The organism is Micromonospora sp. NPDC000089, from assembly GCF_042899365.1.
In the GTDB taxonomy this organism is placed as follows: Bacteria; Actinomycetota; Actinomycetes; order Mycobacteriales; family Micromonosporaceae; genus Micromonospora.
This window is the reverse complement of sequence record NZ_JBIAZT010000016.1, coordinates 69,424-92,274: the sequence shown is the minus strand read 5'-3', so window position 1 is coordinate 92,274 and position 22,851 is coordinate 69,424. Positions and strand designations below refer to the sequence as shown.

Genomic DNA, 22,851 nt, shown 5'->3' with positions numbered 1-22,851 from the left:
CGTAGGTCGAGGATCGAGGTCGGTCATCGGGTGGGCCGGAAGACCCAGGAGCGGAACAGCAGGAAGCGCAGCACGGTGGCCGCCAGGTTGGCGGCGGTCAGCACCCCCAGCTCGACCAGGCGCGGCGTGCTGCCGCTGCCCATCGCCCCGAGCAGCGCCAGCGAGCCGCTGGTCAGGGCCAGGCCGAGGGCGAAGACGAGCAGGCCCTGCACGTGGTGGCCGGCGGCGCCCCGGGTGCCGCGTACGCCGAAGGTGACCCGGCGGTTCAGCGCGGTGTTGCCGACGGCGGTGACGAGCAGCGCCACCAGGTTCGCCGGCTGGGCCGGCACGACCGTCCGCAGCAGCGCGTAGAGCAGCAGGTACGCCAGCGTCGAGGCGACACCGATCGCGGCGAACCGGACCAGTTGCCGGCCCAGGCCGGCCGGCACCCCCGGGGCGAGCGGTTGCCGCCCCAGGTCGTGCCGCAGTTCGGAGATCGGCAGTCGGCCCGTGGCGAGCGCCCGGGCCAACCGCCCGATGCCGCGCAGGTCGTCCAGGGCGGTGCGGATCACGTCGACCCGGCTGTCCGGGTCGTCGACCCAGTCCACCGGCACCTCGTGGATGCGCAGCCCGGCCCGCTGGGCGAGCACCAGCAGCTCGGTGTCGAAGAACCAGCCGGTGTCCTCGACCAGCGGCAGCAGCCGCCGCGCGACGTCCGCCCGGATCGCCTTGAACCCACACTGGGCGTCGGAGAACCGGACGCCGAGGGTGCCGCGCAGGATGAGGTTGTAGCTGCGCGAGATGAACTCCCGTTTCGGGCCGCGAACCACCCGCGAGCCGCGCGCCAGCCGGGTGCCGATCGCCACGTCCGAGTGACCGGTCAGCAGCGGCGCGACCAGCGGAAACAGCCCCGCCAGATCGGTGGAGAGATCCACGTCCAGGTAGGCGAGCACGGCCGCGTCGGATTCCCCCCAGACCGCCCGCAGAGCCCGGCCGCGGCCCTTCTGCTCCAGCCGTACCGCCCGGACGCCGGGTAGTTCGGCGACCAGCCGGGCGGCCACGGCGGGGGTGGCGTCGACGCTGGCGTTGTCGGCGATGGTGATCCGGAAGGGGTACGGGAAGCTGTCGGTCAGGTACCGGTGCAGCCGGCGTACGCAGGGCTCGAGGTCGATCTCCTCGTTGTGGACGGGGATCACCACGTCCAGCGCCGTCACCAGGAGGTCGATCTGCCGGGGCCGTCGGCCGGTCGAGGGCGTCACGTGCATGGGGCCAAGCCTCGGACCGGGTTCTGAGAGAGCTCCCAGGCGGGGGTAAGAAATGTCTAAGAATGCTGGCCGGCACCCCGGGGGCTGTTCCTATGGTGGAGCCCGTGACGTCCCGTTACCGGGTCCTGGTGGCCGACGACGACCAGGCCGTACGCGACTCGCTGGAGCGGGCGCTGCGCTTCGAGGGGTACGCCGTCGAGCTGGCCCGCGACGGCGTCGACGCGCTGGCCCGGGTGACCAGCGACGCCCCCGACCTGGTGGTGCTGGACGTGATGATGCCCCGGATGAACGGGCTGGAGGCAAGTCGCCGGCTCCGCGCGGCCGGCAACCGGACCCCGATGCTGATGCTCACCGCCCGGGACGCCGTCGGCGACCGGGTCGCCGGGCTGGACGCCGGCGCCGACGACTACCTGGCGAAGCCGTTCGCGCTCCAGGAACTGCTGGCCCGGGTACGGGCACTGCTGCGGCGCACCGCCGGGTCCCAGGGGCAGCCGGAGGAGGCCACCCTCGGCGCGCTGCGGCTGGATCGCCGCTCCCGTCAGGTGTTCTGGGGCGGCACTCCCGTCGAGCTGACCCGCACCGAGTTCAGCCTGCTGCAGTCGCTGATCGACCACGCCGGGCAGGTGCTCACCCGGCAGCAGCTTTTCGAGCTCGTCTGGGGTTACGACCTGGACCGCAGCTCCAACAGCCTGGACGTGTACATCGGCTACCTGCGGCGCAAGCTCGAGGCCGCCGGCGCACCCCGGCTCGTGCACACGGTCTGGGGCGTCGGCTTCGTGCTGCGCGAACCACGGTGACCCGGCGACGACGCCGCTCGCTGCGGACCCGACTGACCCTGATCACCGCCGGGGCGGTGACCGCGACCGCCCTGCTGGTCTGCGCACTGGCCTTCGCGGCCCTCTCGCACACCCTGCTGCGCCAGGTCGACCAGGAACTGACCGCCCTGTCCCGGGGGCCGGCGGGCAGCATCGACCCCGCCACCATCCCCGGGATTCCCGCCAATCCCCTGGACGGGCCCGACCTGGTGCGGATCCAGGGCCGCCAGCCCGACGGCCGGACGTTCGCCGGGCCCCCCGGGAGCACGCCACTGCCGTTCGGCGCGCGGGAGCAGGCGGTGGCCGACGGCCGGTCGTCGTCCGCCCGCTACACGCTGAACAGCCCGCAGGGCCGCTTCCGGGTGCTCGTGATCCGGGGCCCGGACGGCGCCACGATCCAACTCGCCCGGTCGCTGGCCGGCAGGGACGCCACGCTGCGACAGGTGGGGGCGCTGATGCTCGCCCTGGTGCTGGGCGCGGCGATGCTGGCGGGACTGGCCGGACGGCTGACGGCCACCGCCGGCCTCGCCCCGGTGCACCGGCTCACCGGCGCGGCCACCCGGATCGCCGACACCCAGGACCTGGCCCATCCGATCCCGGTCGACGGCGACGACGAGGTCGCCCGGCTGGGCCAGGCGTTCAACCGGATGCTGGCCGCGCTGGGCCGCTCCCGGCGGGCTCAGCGGGAGCTGATCGAGGACGCGGCGCACGAGCTGCGTACGCCGATGGCGAGTCTTCGGACGAACGTGGAGCTGCTGATCCACGCGGGTGAGCGGCTCAGCGGGCAGGACCGTACGGCACTGCTGCGCGACCTGGACCGGCAGAGCGTCGAGTTGTCCGAGCTGGTGGGTGACGTGGTGGCGCTGGCCCGCTCGGCAGGGGTGGACGAGACGGCGGCGCCACTCGACCTGGCCGAGGTGGCGAGCGGCGCCGTCGCCCGGGCCCGGGCGCGCACCCCGTACGCGCGGATCGCGCTGTCGGCCCGGCCGGTGAGCGTGCTGGGTCGGGCCGGCGCGCTGGAGCGGGCGTTGGTCAACCTGCTGGACAACGCGGTGAAGTTCGGCCCGGACGACCAGCTGGTGGAGGTCGGTGTGAGCGTCGACCCGGACGGGTACGCCGTGGTGACCGTGGCGGACCGGGCACCGGGCGTGCCGCCGGAGGAGCGTGAACGGATCTTCGGCCGGTTCCACCGCCTCGACGCCTCGCGCAGCGTGCCCGGCTCCGGCCTCGGGTTGGCCATCGTCGCGCAGACCGCGGCCGGCCACGGCGGGACCGCGACGGTGCGACCGCGCGGCGGCGGCGGCAACGTCTTCACGCTCCGGCTGCCCGCCACGAACCCGGGGCGGGCAGCCGTTTCCCGCGACGACCGACGGTGACCAGGGTGGTCCACGCGGGCCCGGGGACGGGTCAGGCGGTGGGCGCGAGGACGACGGTCTTGCCCGGCAGCTCACCCGCGCCGGCCCGGGCGTGCAGCGCGGGCAGGTCGGCCAGCGCCACCCGCTGGGCGACCTCGACGCGCAACTCACCGGTGCTCACCCGCGCGGCCAGGTCGGCGAGTTGGTCGGCGTCGCTGCGGACGAACAGGTCGATGCCGCGTACGCCGCGCTCCTCGTCGGAGGGGGCGGGCATCCAGACGGTGGTGTTGACCAGGGTGCCGCCGTCGCGGACCAGCGTGACCAGCGCGGCCAGCTGTTCCGGGGTGATCGGTGCGAGGTTCAGCACCAGGTCGACCGGCTCGGTCACCGCCGCGGTCACGTCGGTGGTGGTGTGGTCGATCACCTCGTCGGCGCCGGCGTTCCTGACCCGCTCGGCGCTGCGGGGGCCGGCCGTGGCGATCACCCGGGCACCGACCTCCCTGGCCAGCTGCACCGCGTATCCGCCGACCGCCCCGCCGGCGCCGTTGATCAGCACCCGCTGACCGGCGGTCAGCTTGCCGTGGTCGAACAGCGCCTGCCACGCGGTCAGGCCCACCAGCGGAAACGCCGCCGCGTCGGCCAACGGGATGTTCCTGGGTGCCCCCGTCAGGATCTCCGCCGGAGCGATCACGTACTCCGCGGCCGCCCCGGCCGCCGTCATCGGCAGGAAGCCGATGACCTGGTCGCCGACCGCGACGTCGGCCACTCCGGCACCGAGCGCGTCGACCGTGCCGGCGACATCGAGGCCGGGGGTGTGCGGCAGCTCGACCGGGATCGGGCCCTGCATGAAGCCCGCGCGGATGTTGCCGTCGACACCGTTGAACGACGTCGCGGCGACCCGGATCCGAACTTGACCGGCGCCGGGGGTGGGCCGCTCCACGTCCTCGTAGCGCAGGACCTCGGGACCGCCGAACTCGTGGAAACGTACTGCCTTCATTGCCGAACCTGCTTCCGGTGGGTGTCGTCGTGACGTCACCCAACTTCGCAGGATCCGGCGCGGTCAGCCTGGGCCGGCCTGGCCCACCTTGATGATGGCCGGCTCCTCGACGACACCGACGATCTCCGCGAGCCGCGCCGCGTCGGCCGAGCCCGGCGCCGCGGTGAGCATCAGCGCCGCCAGGTCGTCGCCCGGGATGGCCAGCATGCTGCCGACCAGCGTGACGGAGGCGCCGTCCGGATGAATGAAATCCGCGCTGCTCTCGTAGGCCGCCACCGGTCTCGGCGCGCGCCACAGGGTGTCGAACAGGCGGCTCCGGCTCCGCATCTCGTCCACCAGCGCGGCGAGCGACCGGTCGGCGGGGTAGCGCAACTGCGCGCTCCTCAGCTGGGCGGCGAGGATCGCCTGGTGATCGGTCGCGTCGTCCACGGACTGCTTGAACCCGTCGAACGGGTCACAGAACGTACGCCAGGCGATGTTCCAGTCCCACGGGTCCCCGGTGAGCTCCCAGTGCCCCAGCGCCAGGAACGCACTGTTCACGGCGACCAGGTTCATCGCCGCGTCGGAGACGAACATCGGGGTGTCGGTGAACCGCTCCAGCAGCCGCAGCGCGCCCGGACCGATCTCGGTCGGCACCTGCCCGTCCGCGGCGGCGTACCCGGCCAGTGCGCAGAGCCGCTCGTACTCCGCCCGCCCGATCCGTAGCGCGCGGGCGATGGCGTTCACCACCCCGGCCGACGGATGGCTGCGCCCCTGCTCCAGCCGGCGTACGTAGTCCGCGGACATCCCCGCGAGCTCGCCCAGCTCCTCCCGCCGCAACCCCTGCACCCGCCGACGGCCGATCGGTAGCCCGACAGTCGCAGGAGCCGTACTCTCCCGCAACTGGCGTACGGCGGCGCCGAACTCGTGACGTTCCACGGCTCAAGTGTGCCCCGGCCGGTCCGGGCAGCGCGACGAAGGAGATCACCGCCACCGCGGGCGGTTGGTCACTCGGCCCCCGCGTCGAACGCCTTGCGGGCGTGTTCGATCTGCGGCAGGTGGGTGTCGGCCCACTCGAGGAGGGTGTCGACCGGGGCCCGCAGGGTCTTTCCCAACCGGCTGATCCGGTACTCCACCGCGACCGGGCGGGTCGCCACCACCTGGCGTTCGATGATCCCGTTGCGCTCGAGTCGTCGCAGCGTCGCCGTGAGGGACTTCTGGGTCACCGCTGGAACCGCCCGGCGCAGCTCGTTGAACCGGCACGGGCGCTCGCAGAGCTCGTTGAGGACGCTGAGCGACCACTTGTCCAACACCTGGTCGAGCAGTTCGCGGTGCGGCGCGTCGATACGCAGTTCGCCGGCACGGGGGGTGGTGGTATCGGGCATGAAACCAGGTCTCCTTGAAGTGTCCTCCGTCGACTAGGTATCAATGGTAAACCGAGTTGGTTCCCCTGGAGGAGAAACGATGCCTGTCACCCGCTTCAGCCCCCCCGGCCTTCAGCCGCACACCCCCTACGAGCACGTGGCGGTGGCCACCGGGTCGCGTCACATCCACGTCAGCGGTCAGATCGCCCGACGGGGCGACGGCACGCCGGTCGCGCCGGGCGACCTGACCGGGCAGGTCGCGCAGGCGCTGCGCAACACCGGCCGGGCCCTCGCCGGAGCCGACGCGTCGTTCGAGGACGTGGTCCGGTTGACCTTCTACGTGACCGACTGGGCGCCCGACAAGATCGGGCCGTTCATGGCCGGGATCGAGTCGGTCGTCGAGGAGCTCGGCCTGCCCCAGCCTCTTCCGCCGGCGTCCCTGATCGGAGTGGACCATCTCTTCGAGCCCGACGTGCTCGTCGAGCTGGAAGCGACCGCGATCGCCCAGTGAGTGTTTCCTCCCGACGCCGTTAGATGTCGAGGTCTTCCGGTCGGTGGCCGAAGAACCCACCGACCGGAGGGCCGCGCCGTCACCGGCTCGCATCCGGGTCAGGGCGTGGCGATGACCGGATGCACCTCGAGCCCGGTCACCGCGCCGGCCGTGGCTGCGACGGCGCTGGCCGGGGCGGTCGGTCGGCTTCCGGACGCCGCAACCGGCGCCCCCGGGTCCGTTCTTGTCATCGCGCCTCCACGGAGAACAGTGTCGCCTGTTCCGGGGTCAGTAGCGGGGCGGGCAGGCCGACCTCGGCCAGGACCCGGCCGGACATCGTCACGCTGCCGGAGCGCAACCAGGCCGGCGCGGCGTCCTGCACCACGCGGGCGGCCGGCCCGACCGGCAGCGGGCGTACGGAGTAGTGCCGGTCGGGGTCGAGGCCGCCGAAACGGATCGGATCGGGCAGCGCGGAGTCCGCCGCCTGCAGGGCGACGAGCGCGAAGATTCCGGTACGACGGTCGGCGTCGACCACACCATGGACGAACTGGGCTGCGCCGTCGCCACCTGAGCGCACCACCACCCCGCCGTGCAGCAGGGGGCGCAGCCGCTTGTACGCGGCCACCCAGTCGGCGACCGCCGCGCGCTCCGCCGCGGTCGCGCGGGTGAGATCCCATTCGATGCCGGCGCTGCCGAACAGCGCGGTCACGAAACGGAACCCGAGTGCGGACGTCCGCCCGGTGAGCTCCGCGGTGGGTGCGCCCAGATGGCCGCCGAGGAACTCGGGCGGAACCAGCACGCCGGTCCAGCGTTGGATCCGCTGCCGTTCCAGCGGATCGTTGTTGTCGGAGGTCCACACCCGATCCACCAGCTCCAGGATTCCCAGGTCGATCCGGGCGCCGCCGGAGGCGCAGCTCTCGATCTCGAGCGAGGGAAAGGCCGTACGGAGCTCCACCAGTAGTCGGTACAGGGCCTTCGTCTGCCGGTGTGCCGCCCCGGCCTGCAACAGGTCGCGGTTGTGGTCCCACTTCAGAAACGCGATCGGGTACTCGGTGAGCAGTGCGGTCAGCCGGTCCAGCACATGGGCGTACGCGCCAGGCTGGCCCAGGTCGAGGACCCGCTGATACCGCCAGGTCGGCCCGCCCACCCCGCCCAGGACCCAGTCCGGGTGGTCCCGGGCGAGTGCCGAGTCGGGGCTGACCATCTCGGGCTCGACCCACAGCCCGAAGTCCATGCCCCGCTGGTGTACCCGGTCGATCAGTGCGTGCAGGCCCTTCGGCCAGCGCTGTTCGTCGACGTACCAGTCGCCGAGCGCTCGACGGTCGTCGGTGCGCCCGCTGAACCAGCCGTCGTCGAGGACGAACCGTTCGACCCCGACCTCGGCGGCCGTGTCGACGAGCCGGTCGAGGGTGTCCCGGTCGTGGTCGAAATAGACCGCCTCCCAGGTGTTGAGCACGACCGGGCGGGGCGCCCGGGGTGGCCGTCGGGAACGGATCCACGGGTGCAGCCGCGCCGACAGGCCGTCGATGCCGGCGTCGGAGAAGACCGCTACGGTCCAGGGCGTGGTGTAGTGCTCCCCCAGCCGCAGGCTGAGCTCACCCGGTGCGAGCAGTTCTCCGGCGCCCAGCGCGCCGTACCCCAACGCGTGCCGTTCTGCCCACAGCCGCTTGTCGCCGCTCCAGGCCAGGTGCGTCGCCCACACCCGGCCGGCGCGGAAGTCGAAGCCCGGGGTGCCGGCCATCATCAGGTACGGGTCGTCGTGGCCGGGCCGACCGTGCCGGGTCTCGCGGCTCCATACCCCGTGCCGCAGGGTCGTGCGCTGCGGCTGCCGCTCGTACGCCCACAGCCCACTGAAGTCGAGCAGCTCCCGCGCCTCCCGGGGCATCGGCAGCAGCACGTCGAGCCCGGAGAGCTGGAAGGTGCCCGAACCGGTGTGCCGCAGGTGGTGGCGGATCCGCAGCACGCCGTGCTCGCTGAGCTCGACCTCGGTGGTGACCTGGATCCGCCCGTCGGTGGCGGCGAGGTCGAGTAGCACGCGCTCCGGCCCGTCGTGCCGTACGCCGAGCAGGCGGAAGCCGGAGACCGGGGTGCCGTCGTCCGGCCACCAGCCGGCGATCGCCGGTCGGCCGCTCCAGCCCTCGTCGAGGGTGGGGAGCATCGACAGCCGCAGCGGCTCGTCGAGCGAGCTGGGCGCGACGGCGGGCCCCGCGGCGTCGGCGAGCGTGGCCAGGTCACCATCCCCGAGGGCGCCGAGGTCGGGCCCCCAGTGCAGGACGACGGGGGCCCCCGGGCCGCGGGCGTCCAGCACGAAGCTGGTGCCCGCGGCCCGTAGCTGGATGATCACCAGGTCACTCCTTGACCGGAATGGCCTGTGACTTGAGCGTCTGGATCGTCGAGGCTTGTGCGGCCGCGAGGGCGTCGTTCAGGGTGCCTCTGCCGGAGACCGCGTTCTTGAAGCCGTCGGAGGCGTTGGCGTAGGTGGCGGTCATCGTCGGTCCCCAGGTGAAGTCGGGGGCGACCTGGGTCGAGGCCTGGGCGAAGACGTCGTAGATCTTCTGGTTGCCGTAGAACGCCACGCCCCGCTTCAACCCCGGCAGCGCGGCGCCGGCCACGGTGGCCGGGTACAGGTTGGCCTTCTCGTTGAGCTGGCTCAGCCCTTCCTCGGAGGTGTTGAGCCACAGCGCGAACTGGGCCGCCTCGTAGGGGTGCTTCGAGCTCTTGAACACCGCGGTGGACGAGCCGCCCCAGTTGCCGGCCTTCTTCTCGCCGGCGGTCCACTGTGGCATCGGAGCGACCCTCCACTTGCCGGCCGTCTTGGGTGCGCCGGAGGCGATCGAGTTGGCGCCCCACACCGCCGACACCCAGGTCCAGGCCTTGTCCGTGTTGTAGGCGTTGTCCCACTCCGGGGTCCACGGTGGCACCGTCGAGACCTGCTTCTTGGTGATCAGGTCCTGCCAGTAGTCGGCGACCTTCTTGGTGTTGGGGTCGTTCAAGCTCACCGACCACTGCTTGTCGTCGTTGGCGAACCAGTGGCCACCGGCCTGCCAGGCGAGCCCGGCGAACTGGTTGATGTCGCTCTGCGAGAAGTTGGTGATGTAGCCGCCGGCCGTCTTGATCTTCGCGGCCGCCGCGGCGTACTCGTCCCAGGTGGTCGGCACGGCGATGCCGGCCTTCTCGAACAGATCCGCGCGGTAGAACATCGCCATCGGGCCGGTGTCCTGCGGCACGCCGAACACGTGTCCCTGCTCGCCGAAGCTGACCTGGTTCCAGGTCCAGTCCACGAACTGGTCCTTGGCCTTGGCCACGATGTCACAGCCGCCGAGGTCGGTCAGGCCGTCCTGAACTCGGAAGCTGGGCATCGCGTCGTACTCGATCTGGCCGAGGTCCGGGGCGTTGCCGGCCTTGAGCTGGTTGAAGAAGTTCTGGTAGGTGCCGGCGTTGCCGCTCGGGCCGGTCTGCACCTTGACCTGGATGTTCGGGTTCTTGTCGTTCCAGACCTTGACCACCTTCTCGATGTCCGGGATCCACGAGGTGTAGGTCAGGGTCACCGGGCCCGACGAGGGCTGGCACGAAGGGGCGGCGGCGGTGCCCGCGTCGGAGCCGCTGTCTCCCGAGGAGCAGGCGGCCAGCAGCAAGGCAGAGGTCAGCAGCACACTGACCGATCTGAGAGGTGCGCGCATGGCGTTTCCTTTGCGATGGACGGGAACGGGTCGAATCACTTGACCGCTCCGGCGCCGAGACCACTGCGCCAGAAGCGTTGGAGGAAGAGAAAGGCGATCACCAGGGGTGTGATCGACACCAGCGCGCCGACGATCACCAGACTCCGCAGCTCGGGGATGCCGGAGACCTGGCTGTTCCAGGAGTACAGCCCGAGGGTCACCGGGAAGAGCCGCTCGTTGCTGAGCATCACCAGCGGCAACAGGAAGTTGTTCCAGACCGCCACGAACTGGAAGAGAAAGATCGTCACCAGCGCCGGAAGCATCAGCCGCATCGACACGGTGAAGAAGCTGCGCACTTCACCGGAACCGTCGATCCGGGCCGCTTCGAGCAGCTCCTCGGGCACGCTGGCGGCGGCGTAGATGCGGGCCAGGTAGACCCCGAACGGATTGACCACGCTGGGCAGGAAGACCGACCAGAAGGTGTTCGTCGCATCGACCTTGCTGAACAGCAGGAACAGCGGCAGGGCGAGCGTGCTGGCCGGCACGAGCACCCCGCCCAGGATCACGTTGAACAGCGCCTCGCGGCCGGGGAACCGGTACTTGGCGATGGCGTAACCGCACATCGCGGCGAGCAGCGTGCCCAGCAGCGCGGCGCCCCCGGTGTAGAGCAGGCTGTTGAGCATCCAGCGCAGGAACACACCGTCGCGGTAGGCCAGCAGCTCACGGATGTTCGCGCCCAGGTCGAAGTCCGCGAACCAGAGCGCGTTGGTGCCGGTGATCTGCTCACGGCTCTTGGACGAACCGACGAACAGCCACCAGATCGGCACCAGGAAGTAGACGGTGCAGACGCCCATGACGATCATCGCCGCGGTGCGGGAGAGCAGGCTCTCCCGGACCTTGATTCCCGAGGTGCTCATCGCTCACTCCGCCGCTGGCTGAACTTGAGGAAGGTGAAGGACAACGCGAAGGTCGCCAGGGCCAGGACGACGGAGAAAGCCGCTGCGAGATCGAAGTTCGGGATCGAGGAGGTGGAGTAGACGGTGAGGTTGGGCGTGTAGGTGCTCGACACCGCCGAACTGAAGCTGCGGAACACCTGCGGTTCGGCGATCAGTTGCAGCGTGCCGATGATGGAGAAGACTGCGGTCAGCGCGATCGCCGGCATCACCAGCGGGATCTTCACCGACCAGGCGGTGCGGAACGGCCCGGCGCCGTCGATCCGGGCCGCCTCGTAGACCTCCGAGGGGATCGACAGCAGCGCCGAGTAGATGATCAGCATGTTGTAGCCGACGTAGACCCAGGTCACGACGTTGGCCATGGCCCAGAGCACGAGGTCGGCGCTGAGGAAGTCGATGTTGCGGGTGAGGGCGGTGAACGGGGAGAGGTTCGGCGAGTACAGGTAGCCCCACATGATCGCGGCGACCACTCCGGGCACCGCGTACGGGACGAAGAACGCGAGCCGGAAGAAGGAGCGTCCCCTGACCAGGCCGGAGTCGAGCAGCAGCGCCAGCAACAGGGCCAGGCCCAGCATGATCGGCACCTGCACGACGCCGAACGCGAGCACTCGGCCGACGGACGCCCAGAACGGACCGTCGGAGAACACCCGTTCGTACTGGGTGAGACCGCCGAACACCTCGCGGGCCGGCCCGAAGGTGCCGGTGCGCTCGAGCTTGTGGAGCGACTGCACCACCGCGTACCCGATCGGGATCAGGTAGAAGAGGATGAACAGCACCCCGAAGGGCGCCACGAAGAACAACACTGCGCGGGTGTGCCGGGACCGGCGCGGATTGCGGGACCCGATCGTGGGTGGGCCCGCTCCGGCTGTCCTGGCTTCGGTCACGGTCATGAGACCGGTTCCTCTCTGACGACGCGTACGGCTCCGGCCCCGACCTTGAGCAGGCCGGGCACGGCCTCCCCGGTGAGCAGGTCGCGGCCGGTGACCGGGTGCTCGATGTCCTGCCTGCCATGGTTGATGACGAAGACGTACGTGCGGCCGTCCCCGGTACGTCTGACCACCTCGACCGAGCCGTCGGTCTCGGGTCCGGTCGCCCGGACTCCGGCGGCCCGGCCGGCGGATCGCAGCAGGTCCCGCAGGCCGTCGTCGTCCAGCGCGGTGGCCACGTACCACGAGGCGCCCTGTCCGTAGCTGTTCCGGGTGACCGCCGGCACGCCCGGCAGGGGCCCGTCGGCGTAGCTGTCGACGGTCACCGCGGTGGTGGCCCGCAGCCGCTCGGTCCAGAGCGATGCCGTCGCTCCCCCGGTCAGGGTGACCCGATCGCCGGGCAACAGCGGGACGAACTCCTCGGTGACCACACCGAGCATCTCCCGGAAGGCGCCCGGGTAGCCGCCGCGCCGGACCTTGTCGGCGGCGTCGACGATGCCGCTGTAGAAGGTGACGACGGCGTGCCCGCCGCCGGCCACGTAGCCGTTGATCGCGGCCGCGTCCTCGTCCGACACCAGGTGCAGGCAGGGAACGACCACCAGGCCGTACCGGCTCAGGTCGGTGCCGGGCGCCACCACGTCGGTGGTGTGACCGAGCCCGCGCAGCGCCCGGTACGTGGCGTGCACCTGATCCAGGTAGCGCACGTCCTTGGAGGGGCGGGCCTCGGTGTCGGTGGCCCACCAGGCCTGCCAGTCGAACAGGATCGCCACGTCGGCCCGTACCGTCGTGCCCGCGACCTCGGCCAACGCGCCCAGGGTCGAGGACAGGTCGAGCACCTGGCGCCAGGTGGCGGTGTCGGTGCCCGCGTGCGGCACCATCGCGGAGTGGAACTTCTCGGCGCCCTGCGTCGAGGCGCGCCACTGGAAGAAGCAGACGGAGTCGGCGCCGCGGGCCACGTGGGTGAGTGAGTTGCGCACCAGCTGGCCCGGCTCCTTGGCCAGGTTGTACGGCTGCCAGTTGACCGCGCCGGTGGAGTGTTCCATGAGGATCCAGGGTCTTCCACCGGCCAGGCCGCGGGTCAGGTCGGCGGCGAAGGACAGCTCCGCGTCCGGGTCGCCCAGGCGGTGATCGAGATAGTGGTCGTTGGCGATGACGTCCATCTCGGGCGCCCAGCTCCAGTAGTCCAGCGCCCGGATGTGCGCGGTGACCATGAAGTTGGTGGTGATCGGCGCGCGGGTGTGTCGGCGCAGCACGGCCGCTTCGGCGCGGTAGTGGTCCAGCAGCTCGTCCGAGCTGAACCGGTGGAAGTCCAACAGCTGGCCGGGGTTGCGCAGCGACAGCGCCAGCTTCGGCGGCAGGATCTCGGCGAAGTCGCTGTACCGCTGGCTCCAGAACGACGTCCCCCACGCCTCGTTGAGCGCCTCGATGCTGCCGTAGCGGCGGCGCAGCCAGGCCCGGAACGCGCTGGCGCTGGCATCGTCGTAGCAGAGCGCGTTGTGGCAGCCCAGCTCGTTGGAGACGTGCCAGAGCGCGACGGCCGGATGCGCGCCGTAACGGACAGCGACCTGTTCGACCAGCGCGAGGGCGTGCTCCCGATAGATCGGCGAGCTGGGACACCAGGCCTGGCGGCCGCCGGGGAACCGGGTACTGCCGTCGACCGCCTCGGGCAGGATCTCCGGATGCCGGGTGGTGAGCCACGGCGGCGGCGACGAGGTCCCGGTGCCGAGGTTGACCCGGATGCCGTTGTCGTGCAGCAGGGCAACGATGCTGTCGAGGCCGCGGAAGTCGTACTCGCCGGGTCGGGGCTCGATGCTGGACCAGCCGAAGATGTTCACGGCCACCAGGTCGACGCCCGCCGAACGCATCAGTGCGACGTCCTCGGCCCAGATGTCGGGTGGCCACTGCTCGAAGTTGTAGTCGCAACCGAGGCTGATGCCGGCCAGGCCTTCCATCGAGTTCCCTCACTGCCAGACGCATGTGTGTTCGTGCACACATTGCGTGACGATGACGACACGACGTCGAATGTGTGAACGTGCCCACATTAAGCACGGCCCTCCGGCCAGGTCAATAGACCAGATCTACACTCCCAACGTGGCCCAGCCGGACAAGCCCAGACGCGCCACGATCCACGACGTCGCCGCGGTGGCTGGAGTCTCGCGAGGCACGGTCAACCGGGTGCTGAACGGTGGCTATGTCTCCGCACCGGCCCGCGCCGCGGTCGAGGCCGCGATCGCCCAGGTCGGCTACGTGCCGAACACCGCCGCCCGCAACCTCGTGATGCGCCGTTCCCAGGCCGTCGGCTTCCTGGCGCTCGAGCCACACTCACTACTGCTGGACGACCCCAACATCGGCGCGATCATGCTGGGTGCCAACGAGATCCTCTCGGAGGCCGACCACCAGATGGTCAACCTGGTCGTCGACTCCGCCCGGGACACCGAACGGGTGGCTCGCTACCTCAGCGGGGGCTTCGTCGACGGCGCGATCATCGTCTCCGCCCGGACCCACGACCCGATCACCCGGGTGATAGCCCAGCTCGGCCTGCCGGCCGCCTTCGTCGGGCACCCGCCGGACCTGCACCGCAGCATCCCGTTCGTCGGCATCGACAACGCGGGCTCGGCTCGCATGATCACCGAACGCCTGGCGGCGACGGGCCGGCGACACATCGCCATGATCGCAGCGGCCCTGGACCGCGACTCGGGCGCTGACCGCCTCGCCGGCTTCCGGGACGCTCTCGGCGACCGCTTCGACCCGCGCCTGGTCGTCGAGGTGCCACTCTACGACTACATGTCCGGCGTCAGGGGCATGCGGGAACTGCTGCTCCGTGAACCGCGTATCGACGGGCTGTTCGCCGCCTCCGACGCCGTAGCGGCAGGAGCACTCGCCCAGCTGCGCGACTCGGGCCGCAGCGTGCCGGTCGACGTCGGGATCGTGGGCTTCGACGACAGCTCCTGGGCGCTGCGCACCCAACCTCCCCTGTCGACAGTCCACCAGCCGGCCCGGGAGATCGGCCGCCACGCGGCGGATCTGGTCCTGCGTCAACTGCGCGGCGAGCGGCCCGCACCCAAGCTGCTGCCCACCCCGATCGTCTGGCGCGACTCGGCCTGACCACGACGTCGCCAGAAGTCGACGCTGGTCAGGGGTGGTCGAGCCCGACCCGGCGGTGGGCGCTCCGGAATGCCCCGGGCGACTGCCCGCACCCCGCCGTGAAGCTGGCGTAGAGCCGACTGACCGACCCGAAGCCGGCCGCATGTGCCACCGTGGCGATGGGATCGTCGGTGGTGACGAGCAGGCGCTGCGCCTCGGCCACCCGGCACTGTTCGAGATAGCGACCGATCGTGACGCCGGTGACGTTCCGGAACACCCGCATCGCATAGCGCGGATGGAGATGGACGGCGGCGGCGACGTCGGCTATGCCGATGCGCTCGGCGAAGTGATTGACCACGAAGTGAGCCATCGTCGTGGCCTGATCGAGGGCGCTCTCGTCGCTGGAACGCACGCCCGGCGGCGGATCGAGCCGGGACCCGTGCAGCAGGCGGCGGAGATAGGCCTCGATCTCCAGCAGGGCGGCGGTTCGCAGCTCGCCGTCGGTCCCCGCCACCTCCGCCGACCATTGGGGGAACTGGTGCGTCGTCGCCCCGCCGACGGCCACGACCGGCCAGCCACGCAGGGAGGGGCCGAGCACCGCCTGGGCGAGACCCCACGAAGAGACCGTCGTCAGCGGCAGGTTGAGCCAGCGGACCCGCGCGTCGGCTGTCGCCGTCACGAGCTGGTGCGGGATGGCCGCCCAGAAGAGGACCGTCGCGCCTCGCTCCAGCTCGACGTATCGGCCGCCGAACAGGTACGCCACGGCTCCCTCGACCACGATGTTGATCTCAAGGTCCTGATGTCGGTGCGCCCGGCTCATGAGCGCCGGTTCGCCCTCCCAGCAGGCGAGGCCGATGTCCTGGTCGTGGGGGGGAAGGGTCATGTGCACATCCGGGAGGAGGAGGTGATTCAGGGCGAAGACCGGCCCTCGCCCCGAACATACGCTGGGCCCACAGCGACTTATCGCCGCAGCCCCGAGGAGAGTTCCATGCCAGTCCGCCTGACCGACGACGAGATTCGCGAGTTCGACGAGAACGGGTTTCTGGTCCTGCGCGGGCGCATCGACGGCCCGCTGCTCGATCGCCTCCAGGCCGCCGCCGACCAGTGGATCGGCGACGGACAGGGCGCCGCAGGAGACCGCCCGAGGAACCCCGACTACCTGTACGCCGAGCGGCCCACCGGACCGTCCCTTTTCCGCGTCGACTACCTGCACGACAAGGCGAACAGCGCCTCACTCGAGCTCCTGGGCGCACCAGCACTGCTGGGCATCGCGGAGAGCCTGGCGGGCCCGGCGTTCGTGCCGACGTACGAGTCGCTGGTCTTCAAGCAGGAGGGCGACGGCGCGCCCATCGCCTGGCACCAGGACGCCGTCCACCCCCGCCGGCATCGCATCTTCAACATCGATGTCTACCTGGATCACTCCCGACGCGACGAGGGCGCCTTGCGAGTGGTGCCGGGCAGCCAACGCCGACCCGCGGACATCTGCGCCCTCACCGACGCGTACGGCTGGGACCTGCCCGGCGCCGTGGCGGTCGAGCTCGAGCCGGGCGACGTGCTGGTGCACGACGTCATGTTGGTGCACGGCTCGGCGCCGGTCACCGGCAACCGACTGCGACGAACCCTGTACTACGAGTTCCGGGCGGCCGAGCAGATCCTCGACGAGGGCCCGTGGGACGCCGAGTGGGTACGACGACGCCTGCGGCTCGTGCCGCTCGGCCTGGCCGAATTCGCCCGGCGAAACCCCGGAACGCCCGGCTTCGATTGGCAGGTACCCGACCACCTGCGCCCCGAGTCGTCCGGGGACGCGCCGACCGAACTCCGGATCGTGCACGAGTCACACACCCCGGGCTCCTACTGCAGCGCGGGCGACGTACCGGCCGCGGTGTGACTGCCCGGCTGGACATCGGGTCAGTCCGCCACGGCGTCGTCCTGGCTGCCGAAGCCGTGGCGGGCTCCCAGCGGCTGCCTCCCGCCGGAGACCGAACCGCGCCTGCCGCTGGCGGCGAGCGTGCCGAGCAGCGCAAGCGCCTCGGCTGTGCGGCTCGGCGCGGTAGCAACATCCTGCGGTACGGCGATCGGCCGCGCAGGACGTGCTGTGCTGGTTCTGTCCCGAACGTGCTGGTCATGCGCCGAACATCCGAGCACCCGCGGAGCGCCATCACGGCTGGCAGCGATGTCTGATCGCGACGCCAGGGGAAGCAGCTCGGTCCGGGTCAGCCGCGGTCCGGGTCAGCGGTGACGGCGCGCAACTGTGGGTGGCTCCGGCGTAGCTGGTCCTCCAGCCCTTGACGGAGCGTGCGTCGGGCGGCGGGGCAGCCGTGGCAGGCGCCGGCGAGCTTGACGGTGACGGTGCCGTCGCGCACGTCGAGGAGCTCGATGTGGCCGCCGTGGGAGCGGGCGAGGTCGCCGACGGGCCCGTCGAGCAACTCCTGGGCGGCGTCACGCAGCGGCCCGTCGTCCGGCTCGCCGCAGTTCTCGGCCGGGGTCCAGTGGGTCGGATCGGCGAGGGCAGCGTGTAGCGCCGTGCGGACCCGGGCGCCGTCGCGGGACCACTGCCGACCCGGACGCAGTGTGGTGACGATCGCGGCGGGTTCGACGCGGACCTGGGCGAGGGTGCCGTCGTCGCGCAGGGCGGCGAGCGGGGCGGGCAGGGTGGCGGCGGTGCCGGTGAAGGGCAGCACCCCGGCGGGGGTGATCCAGCGCAGTTGCTCGGCGTGACCCGGGACCGGTTGGGGATGGATGGGAATCATGGCCTCATCCCGTCAGCAGCGCCGTGATCGTCCTGGCCAGGTAGGCCATGATCCAGGCCAGCGCGGTCAGGTAGCTGAACGCGATCAGGGGCCATCTCCAGCCGCCGGTTTCGCGGCGGATGATGCCGACGGTGGCCATGCACTGCAACGCGAAGGCGAAGTAGACCAGCAGCGCTGCGATGGTCGGCGGGGTGAACAGCGGCTGCCCAGCGTGCGGTCCGTCGGTGTAGGTCATCGCCTTGAGCGCCTTCGACGGCTCGTCGGGGTTCTCCGCGGCGGCGACCTGACCGAGGGTGGCGACGAATGTCTCCCGCGCCGACTGTGCCGACAGCACGCCGATGTTGATCCGCCAGTCGAAGCCGAGCGGGTCGAAGACCGGCGCGACGAGGTGGCCCAGGCTGGCGGCGTAACTGTGGTCGGCCACGTAGGCGGAGACCGCGGTGTCGTTGCCTGGGTCGACGCCGTGGGCGCGCAGGTCGGCGGTCGAGTGCAGGGGGAGGTTCAGCAGCAGCCAGAGGCTGACGGTGGTGACCGCGATGATGGTGGTGCACTTGCGCAGGAACGACTTCGCCGAATCGCCGACCGCGATCAGCACCGAGCGGGCCGAGGGGATCCGGTACGGGGGCATCTCCATGTAGAACGGCAGGAGCGGGCCGGTGCGGTCGCCGAGTTTCTTGAACACCCAGGCGGCGGTCATGGCCGAGACCGCGCCGAGCAGGTACATGCCGAACATGACCAGGCCCTGCGCTCCGAACGGCCCCCAGCGGGCGGCCGGGTCCACGAGCAGGCCGATCAGCAGCACGTACACCGGCAGCCGCGCCGAGCAGGTCATCAGCGGCGCCGCCATCATGGTGGCCAGGCGGTCCTTGGCCGACGGCAGGGTGCGGGTAGCCATGATGCCCGGGATCGCGCAGGCGAAGGACGACAGCAGGGCCACGAAGGCCCGGCCTTCCAGGCCGGCGCGGGCCATCACCCGGTCCATCAGGAACGCGGCGCGGGACATGTAGCCGATGCCCTCGAGCAGGGAGATCAGCAGGAACAGCAGCATGATCTGCGGCACGAACACGAGCACCGCGCCGATGCCGCCGATGACCGCGTCGCCCAGCAGCCCGGCCAGCCACGGGTTGTCGACGTGGGTGGCCACCAGCCCGGACAGCCACCCGAAGAACGTCTCCACGTAGCCCTGCAGGGGTGCGGCCAGGGTGAACACGGTCTGGAAGAAGAGCATCATCACGGCGAGGAACACGATGGTGCCCCACAGCGGGTGCAGCAACACCGCGTCGACGCGCTGGGTGACGCGGTGCCGACCCGGGGCGCGGTAGCCGGCGAAGCTCAGCACCGACTCCGCCCACGCGTCCACCTCGGCCGGGTCGTCCGGCGGCGGAATGGCCGGTGTCGACCATGTCGGCCACCGCTCGATCTGCTCGCGGAGCTGGTCGATGCCCTGCCCGCGGTTGCCGAGCACCCGCACCACCGGCACGCCCAGCGCCTGCTGCAACGCCGCCAGGTCCAATTGGCCCTGCCGTACGGTCATCTCGTCGGTGAACGTCACCACCAGGCAGGTGGGCAGACCGCGGCGCAGCACCTGGGCGACGAACCGCAGCGAGCGGCGCAGCGTGGTGGCGTCCACCACGACCAGCAGCGCGTCCGGCGGTGCCTCGCCGTCGAGGCGGCCGTCGAGCACGTCGACCATGATCTGCTCGTCCGGGCTGATCGGGTCGAGGCTGTAGGTGCCCGGCAGGTCCTCGATCAGGTACCGGCGGTCACCCGCCTGCATGGTGCCGACGAACCGGGACACCGTCACACCGGGGTAGTTGCCCGTCTTGGCGTGCAGGCCGGTCAGCGCGTTGAAGATGCTCGTCTTGCCGGCGTTCGGGCTGCCCGCCAGGGCCAAGCGGGGCAATGCCGTGTCTACGGCGCCACGGGCGGCCTCAGCGTGGCATCCCGAGTCACTCACCGCGCGTCCCGGATCAGCACGTGCGCGGCCTGCGCGCGGCGCAGGCACAGGTCGTAGTCCTTGACCCGGTACACCACCGGATCCCGCAGGGGCGCGCGGCGGACGACCTGCACCGGCGTCCCGGCGGTGAACCCGAGGTCCGCCAACCGGCGGGCCGTCGCAGGGGGTGCCCCGTCGGCCAGTCCCACGATCGTGGCGCGACTGCCCGGTGGCAGGTCTGCGAGCCGACCCGGCTCCACGGCACACACCGCGGTGCCGGTTCGTGCGACAGCAGGACGTCTCAGCAGCACCAGCTCACCATAAGGTAAGGCTCGCCTCACCTGCCAGGGTGTGTGACGAACTCCGGCCGTCCGACCACGGCCGCGTACCGTGCGATTGTGCTGGTTGCGGCCGTTCTGGTCCGCCTGGTGCCGGTCGGATCCGTCGCGGTGGCCGTGCGAGGGCACGCCGGTGCCCTGGCTCACCCGTCCGCCCACGCGTCCGCGCGATGATCGGGGTGATGCGAGGTGCGGGTGCCGATGTTCCGGAAGGGGGTGGGCAGGGGTGCGGGTGCTGGTCGTCGAGGACGAGACCGCCCTGGCGCAGGTGCTGCGCGCCGGCCTGACGGACGAGGGTTTCGCCGTGGATGTGCACCACACGGGGACCGACGGGCTGTGGGCGGCCACCGAGAACCCGTACGACGTGATCGTGCTGGACATCATGCTGCCCGGTCTCAACGGGTACGAGGTGTGCCGGCGACTGCGGTCACAGGGCGTGTGGACGCCGGTGTTGATGTTGACCGCGAAGGACGGCGAGTACGACCAGGCGGACGCGTTCAACCTCGGGGCCGACGACTACCTGGTCAAGCCGTTCTCGTTCGTGGTGCTGGTGGCTCGGCTGCGGGCTCTGGTGCGCCGGGGGGCGCCCGCCCGGCCGGTCGTGCTGACCGCCGGGGACCTGAGCGTGGATCCGGCGCGACGGCAGGTCAGTCGGGCCGGTCAGGCCGTTCGGGTCACTGCGCGGGAGTTCGCGCTGCTGGAGTTCCTGATGCGTCACCGTGGTGACGTGGTGTCCAAACGGCAGATCATCGACAACGTCTGGGACGCCCACTTCGACGGCGACCCCAATATCGTCGAGGTGTACGTCGGCTACCTCCGCCGCAAGATCGACCAGCCGTTCGGGCGCCGGGCCATCCAGACCGAGCGGGGCATGGGCTACCGCCTGGCAGCCGACGGCGGCTGAGCGTGGCCATCGGGCGGATCCGCCGGCATCTGGGCGTACGGCTGCGTTCGGCGCTGGCCGCCGCCACGGTCGTGGCGGCGGCCTTCGCCGTCGGCGCGGCGGCGTTCGTCTACCTCGCTCGCGCGGATCTGGCCGGCAACGTGGACGCCGCCGCGCGGCAACGGGCGGCCGAGGTGGTCTCGGCGGTCGCCGCCGGCGATCGGGACGCACTCGCCCAGACGCTGAAGCCCAGCCCGGGAGAGCAGACATTGGTGCAGGTCCTCGACCCGTCCGGAAGGGTCGAGGCAGCCTCGGCCGCGCTCGGCGACGCCGCGCCGCTGTCCCCGCTACGGCCCCGGCCCGGTCAACTGCTGCGCGAGCAGCGGCTGCTGCCGTTCGCCGACGAGGACCCCTTCCGAATCGCCGCCGAAGGGGTGGCCACCAGCTCAGGCACCCGCACAGTGCTGGTCGCGCAGTCACTGCGGCCGGTCAACGAGAGCACCGAGGCGGCCGCGGCGATCCTGGCCGCCGGGCTGGCGCCCATGCTGCTGGTGGTCGGCGCGGCGGTGTTCTGGTTCGTCGGACGGTCCCTGCGCCCGGTCGAGGCCATCCGGCGCCGGGTCTCCGGCATCACCGCCCGGGACCTGCACGCCCGCGTGCCCGTACCGACCGCCCGAGATGAGGTCGCGGCCCTCGCAGAGACGATGAACGGCATGCTGGAGCGGCTGGAGACCGCCGCGGCGAGCCAGCGCCGGTTCGTCGCCGACGCCAGCCACGAACTGCGCAGCCCCCTGGCCACCCTGCGCGCCGGCCTCGACCGCCTGGCCGTGACACCCTCGCCCGACGGCCACCGCGACCTGGTCGATCTGCTGCGCCAGGAGACCAGCCGGCTCGGCGATCTCGTCGCGGACCTGCTGCTGCTCGCACGCATCGACGAACGCGGTGCCACCCGCCGCCACGACGACGTCGACCTCGACGACCTGGCCTACACCGAACGGGACCGGCTCGCCGCGCACCGCCCGGACCTCACCGTCCGCGCCCACCTCACCCCGGTACGGGTGGCCGGGGACGCCCACGACCTCGGCCGCGCGCTGCGGAACTTGGCTGACAACGCCGCCCGTCACGCCCGTAGCCAGGTGACGCTGCGCGTGTCGGTGCGCGACGGGTGGGGGTGCGTGGAGGTCACCGACGACGGACCCGGCGTCCCGGAAGCGGACCGTGAGCGCATCTTCGACCGGTTCGTCCGTCTCGACGACAGCCGCACCCGCCCGGAAGGCGGCAGCGGCCTGGGCCTCGCCATCACCCGCGAGGTCGTCACGGCCCACGGCGGCCAGGTGCAGGTGCTGCCCGGACCGGGCATGACCGTCCGGATCCGGCTGCCCCACCACGTCGCTTCCGAAGATCACTGAACCCCCGCTTCGGCGATTTCAGGCTCCTCTCAGGTGGCTGGCGGCACCCTTGGCCTGATGGGCGCCTGCATGAACCGGAACCCGTCAGCCACGGGGGAGCGATGAACTATCACCTGTTCCAGATCGTCAACGCCGTAGCCGGTCGCAGCGACCCCGTCGACGACGTCTTCGAATGGTCGGCGAGGTGGCTGATCTACGTCCTTGCTGCCACGGCGGCCGTACCTGTCCTGGCCCATCTGCGGCACCGGCGCGCCGCCTTGGTGCGCGTCGTCGTCTCCCTCGGGCTGGCCTTCGCCGTCGGGCAAGCCATCGCCGCGCTCAGCACCGAGGTACGGCCGTTCCAGACCCACCCCGTGCACCAGTTGATCCCGCACGCCGCCGGAGCGTCGCTGCCCAGCGACCACGCCACCGCGGCGTTCGCGGTGGCTTTCGCCGTCGGGGCGTTTCTGTCCCGCCGGTGGGGGGTAGCGCTGAGCGTGCTCGCCACCATCATCGGTTTTGCCCGTGTCTGGACCGGAGTGCACTACCCCGGCGACATCCTCGCCGGTGCGCTCGTCGCCGCCGGGGCGGTCACCGCCGTCGACATCGGTGGACGCGTATGCGACCGCCTGTTCAGCCGCCGCCACTCCGACCCCACCGCCTGAGATCCCCCGCCCCCTCGCTCCGGAG

The 22,851-nt window shown here is 71.3% G+C and carries 21 protein-coding genes; 8 read left to right on the top strand and 13 right to left on the bottom strand.

Annotated features, from left to right (window positions below; all coding sequences use genetic code 11):
• Nucleotides 1–23: 23 nt before the first annotated feature.
• Nucleotides 24–1,244, bottom strand: a complete 1,221-nt coding sequence (locus ACFY3U_RS23810) for a glycosyltransferase (protein WP_387205499.1) — start codon at nt 1,242–1,244, stop codon at nt 24–26.
• A 92-nt stretch (nt 1,245–1,336) separates the two neighbouring features.
• Between ACFY3U_RS23810 and ACFY3U_RS23805 the strand changes: the two genes are divergently transcribed.
• Nucleotides 1,337–2,041, top strand: coding sequence for a response regulator transcription factor (locus tag ACFY3U_RS23805; RefSeq protein WP_387205497.1), 705 nt, complete (start codon nt 1,337–1,339; stop codon nt 2,039–2,041).
• Nucleotides 2,038–3,435, top strand: a complete 1,398-nt coding sequence (locus tag ACFY3U_RS23800; RefSeq protein ID WP_387205495.1) for an ATP-binding protein — start codon at nt 2,038–2,040, stop codon at nt 3,433–3,435. The genes ACFY3U_RS23805 and ACFY3U_RS23800 overlap by 4 nt, the downstream gene beginning before the upstream one ends.
• Before the next feature lie 31 nt (nt 3,436–3,466).
• On the opposite strand, the gene ACFY3U_RS23795 is transcribed toward ACFY3U_RS23800, so the two are convergent.
• The 3 genes from ACFY3U_RS23795 to ACFY3U_RS23785 all read right to left on the bottom strand — a co-directional run bounded on the left by ACFY3U_RS23795 (nt 3,467) and on the right by ACFY3U_RS23785 (nt 5,775).
• Entirely contained in the window at nt 3,467–4,411 is a 945-nt protein-coding gene (locus tag ACFY3U_RS23795; RefSeq protein ID WP_387205493.1) for an NADP-dependent oxidoreductase, read from the bottom strand.
• Nucleotides 4,412–4,474: 63 nt separating this feature from the next.
• Complete coding sequence (locus tag ACFY3U_RS23790; protein ID WP_387205491.1) at nt 4,475–5,329, bottom strand: helix-turn-helix domain-containing protein; 855 nt, start codon at nt 5,327–5,329, stop codon at nt 4,475–4,477.
• Between the two features lie 68 nt (nt 5,330–5,397).
• On the bottom strand, nt 5,398–5,775 hold the full coding sequence (locus tag ACFY3U_RS23785; protein ID WP_387205489.1) for a winged helix-turn-helix transcriptional regulator: 378 nt from the start codon (nt 5,773–5,775) through the stop codon (nt 5,398–5,400).
• Between the two features lie 79 nt (nt 5,776–5,854).
• Between ACFY3U_RS23785 and ACFY3U_RS23780 the strand changes: the two genes are divergently transcribed.
• Nucleotides 5,855–6,265 carry a RidA family protein gene (locus tag ACFY3U_RS23780; protein WP_387205487.1) on the top strand — a complete coding sequence of 137 codons (411 nt, stop codon included), beginning with the start codon at nt 5,855–5,857 and terminating at the stop codon, nt 6,263–6,265.
• 226 nt (nt 6,266–6,491) lie between these two features.
• Here the strand turns inward: ACFY3U_RS23780 and ACFY3U_RS23775 are convergent, their stop codons facing one another.
• The 5 genes from ACFY3U_RS23775 to ACFY3U_RS23755 are packed head-to-tail and all read right to left on the bottom strand — an operon-like array spanning nt 6,492 to nt 13,734.
• Nucleotides 6,492–8,588, bottom strand: coding sequence for an alpha-galactosidase (locus ACFY3U_RS23775; protein WP_387205485.1), 2,097 nt, complete (start codon nt 8,586–8,588; stop codon nt 6,492–6,494).
• 4 nt (nt 8,589–8,592) lie between these two features.
• Complete coding sequence (locus ACFY3U_RS23770) at nt 8,593–9,924, bottom strand: ABC transporter substrate-binding protein (protein ID WP_387205483.1); 1,332 nt, start codon at nt 9,922–9,924, stop codon at nt 8,593–8,595.
• Between the two features lie 35 nt (nt 9,925–9,959).
• Complete coding sequence (locus ACFY3U_RS23765; protein WP_387205481.1) at nt 9,960–10,820, bottom strand: carbohydrate ABC transporter permease; 861 nt, start codon at nt 10,818–10,820, stop codon at nt 9,960–9,962.
• Nucleotides 10,817–11,746, bottom strand: a complete 930-nt coding sequence (locus ACFY3U_RS23760; protein WP_387205479.1) for a carbohydrate ABC transporter permease — start codon at nt 11,744–11,746, stop codon at nt 10,817–10,819. Before ACFY3U_RS23760 ends, ACFY3U_RS23765 begins: the two co-directional genes overlap by 4 nt.
• Nucleotides 11,743–13,734 carry a beta-galactosidase gene (locus tag ACFY3U_RS23755; protein WP_387205477.1) on the bottom strand — a complete coding sequence of 664 codons (1,992 nt, stop codon included), beginning with the start codon at nt 13,732–13,734 and terminating at the stop codon, nt 11,743–11,745. Before ACFY3U_RS23755 ends, ACFY3U_RS23760 begins: the two co-directional genes overlap by 4 nt.
• 139 nt (nt 13,735–13,873) lie before the next feature.
• Between ACFY3U_RS23755 and ACFY3U_RS23750 the strand changes: the two genes are divergently transcribed.
• Nucleotides 13,874–14,887, top strand: a complete 1,014-nt coding sequence (locus ACFY3U_RS23750) for a LacI family DNA-binding transcriptional regulator (protein ID WP_387205475.1) — start codon at nt 13,874–13,876, stop codon at nt 14,885–14,887.
• Nucleotides 14,888–14,915: 28 nt separating this feature from the next.
• Here the strand turns inward: ACFY3U_RS23750 and ACFY3U_RS23745 are convergent, their stop codons facing one another.
• On the bottom strand, nt 14,916–15,749 hold the full coding sequence (locus tag ACFY3U_RS23745) for a helix-turn-helix domain-containing protein (protein WP_387205473.1): 834 nt from the start codon (nt 15,747–15,749) through the stop codon (nt 14,916–14,918).
• Between the two features lie 105 nt (nt 15,750–15,854).
• Between ACFY3U_RS23745 and ACFY3U_RS23740 the strand changes: the two genes are divergently transcribed.
• Entirely contained in the window at nt 15,855–16,754 is a 900-nt protein-coding gene (locus tag ACFY3U_RS23740; protein ID WP_387205471.1) for a phytanoyl-CoA dioxygenase family protein, read from the top strand.
• A gap of 325 nt (nt 16,755–17,079) precedes the next feature.
• On the opposite strand, the gene ACFY3U_RS23735 is transcribed toward ACFY3U_RS23740, so the two are convergent.
• Genes ACFY3U_RS23735 through ACFY3U_RS23725 form a run of 3 tightly spaced genes read right to left on the bottom strand, consistent with a single transcriptional unit; the run spans nt 17,080 to nt 19,863 of the window.
• Nucleotides 17,080–17,616, bottom strand: a complete 537-nt coding sequence (locus tag ACFY3U_RS23735; protein ID WP_387205469.1) for a NifU family protein — start codon at nt 17,614–17,616, stop codon at nt 17,080–17,082.
• Between the two features lie 4 nt (nt 17,617–17,620).
• On the bottom strand, nt 17,621–19,573 hold the full coding sequence (locus ACFY3U_RS23730; RefSeq protein WP_387205467.1) for a ferrous iron transporter B: 1,953 nt from the start codon (nt 19,571–19,573) through the stop codon (nt 17,621–17,623).
• Complete coding sequence (locus ACFY3U_RS23725; protein WP_387205465.1) at nt 19,570–19,863, bottom strand: ferrous iron transport protein A; 294 nt, start codon at nt 19,861–19,863, stop codon at nt 19,570–19,572. Before ACFY3U_RS23725 ends, ACFY3U_RS23730 begins: the two co-directional genes overlap by 4 nt.
• A 253-nt stretch (nt 19,864–20,116) precedes the next feature.
• Between ACFY3U_RS23725 and ACFY3U_RS23720 the strand changes: the two genes are divergently transcribed.
• The 3 genes from ACFY3U_RS23720 (at nt 20,117) to ACFY3U_RS23710 (ending at nt 22,826) form a co-directional block, all read left to right on the top strand.
• Nucleotides 20,117–20,794, top strand: coding sequence for a response regulator transcription factor (locus tag ACFY3U_RS23720; RefSeq protein WP_387205463.1), 678 nt, complete (start codon nt 20,117–20,119; stop codon nt 20,792–20,794).
• 2 nt (nt 20,795–20,796) lie between these two features.
• Entirely contained in the window at nt 20,797–22,182 is a 1,386-nt protein-coding gene (locus tag ACFY3U_RS23715) for a sensor histidine kinase (protein ID WP_387205461.1), read from the top strand.
• A 101-nt stretch (nt 22,183–22,283) separates the two neighbouring features.
• Entirely contained in the window at nt 22,284–22,826 is a 543-nt protein-coding gene (locus ACFY3U_RS23710; protein ID WP_387205459.1) for a phosphatase PAP2 family protein, read from the top strand.
• Nucleotides 22,827–22,851: the final 25 nt, after the last annotated feature.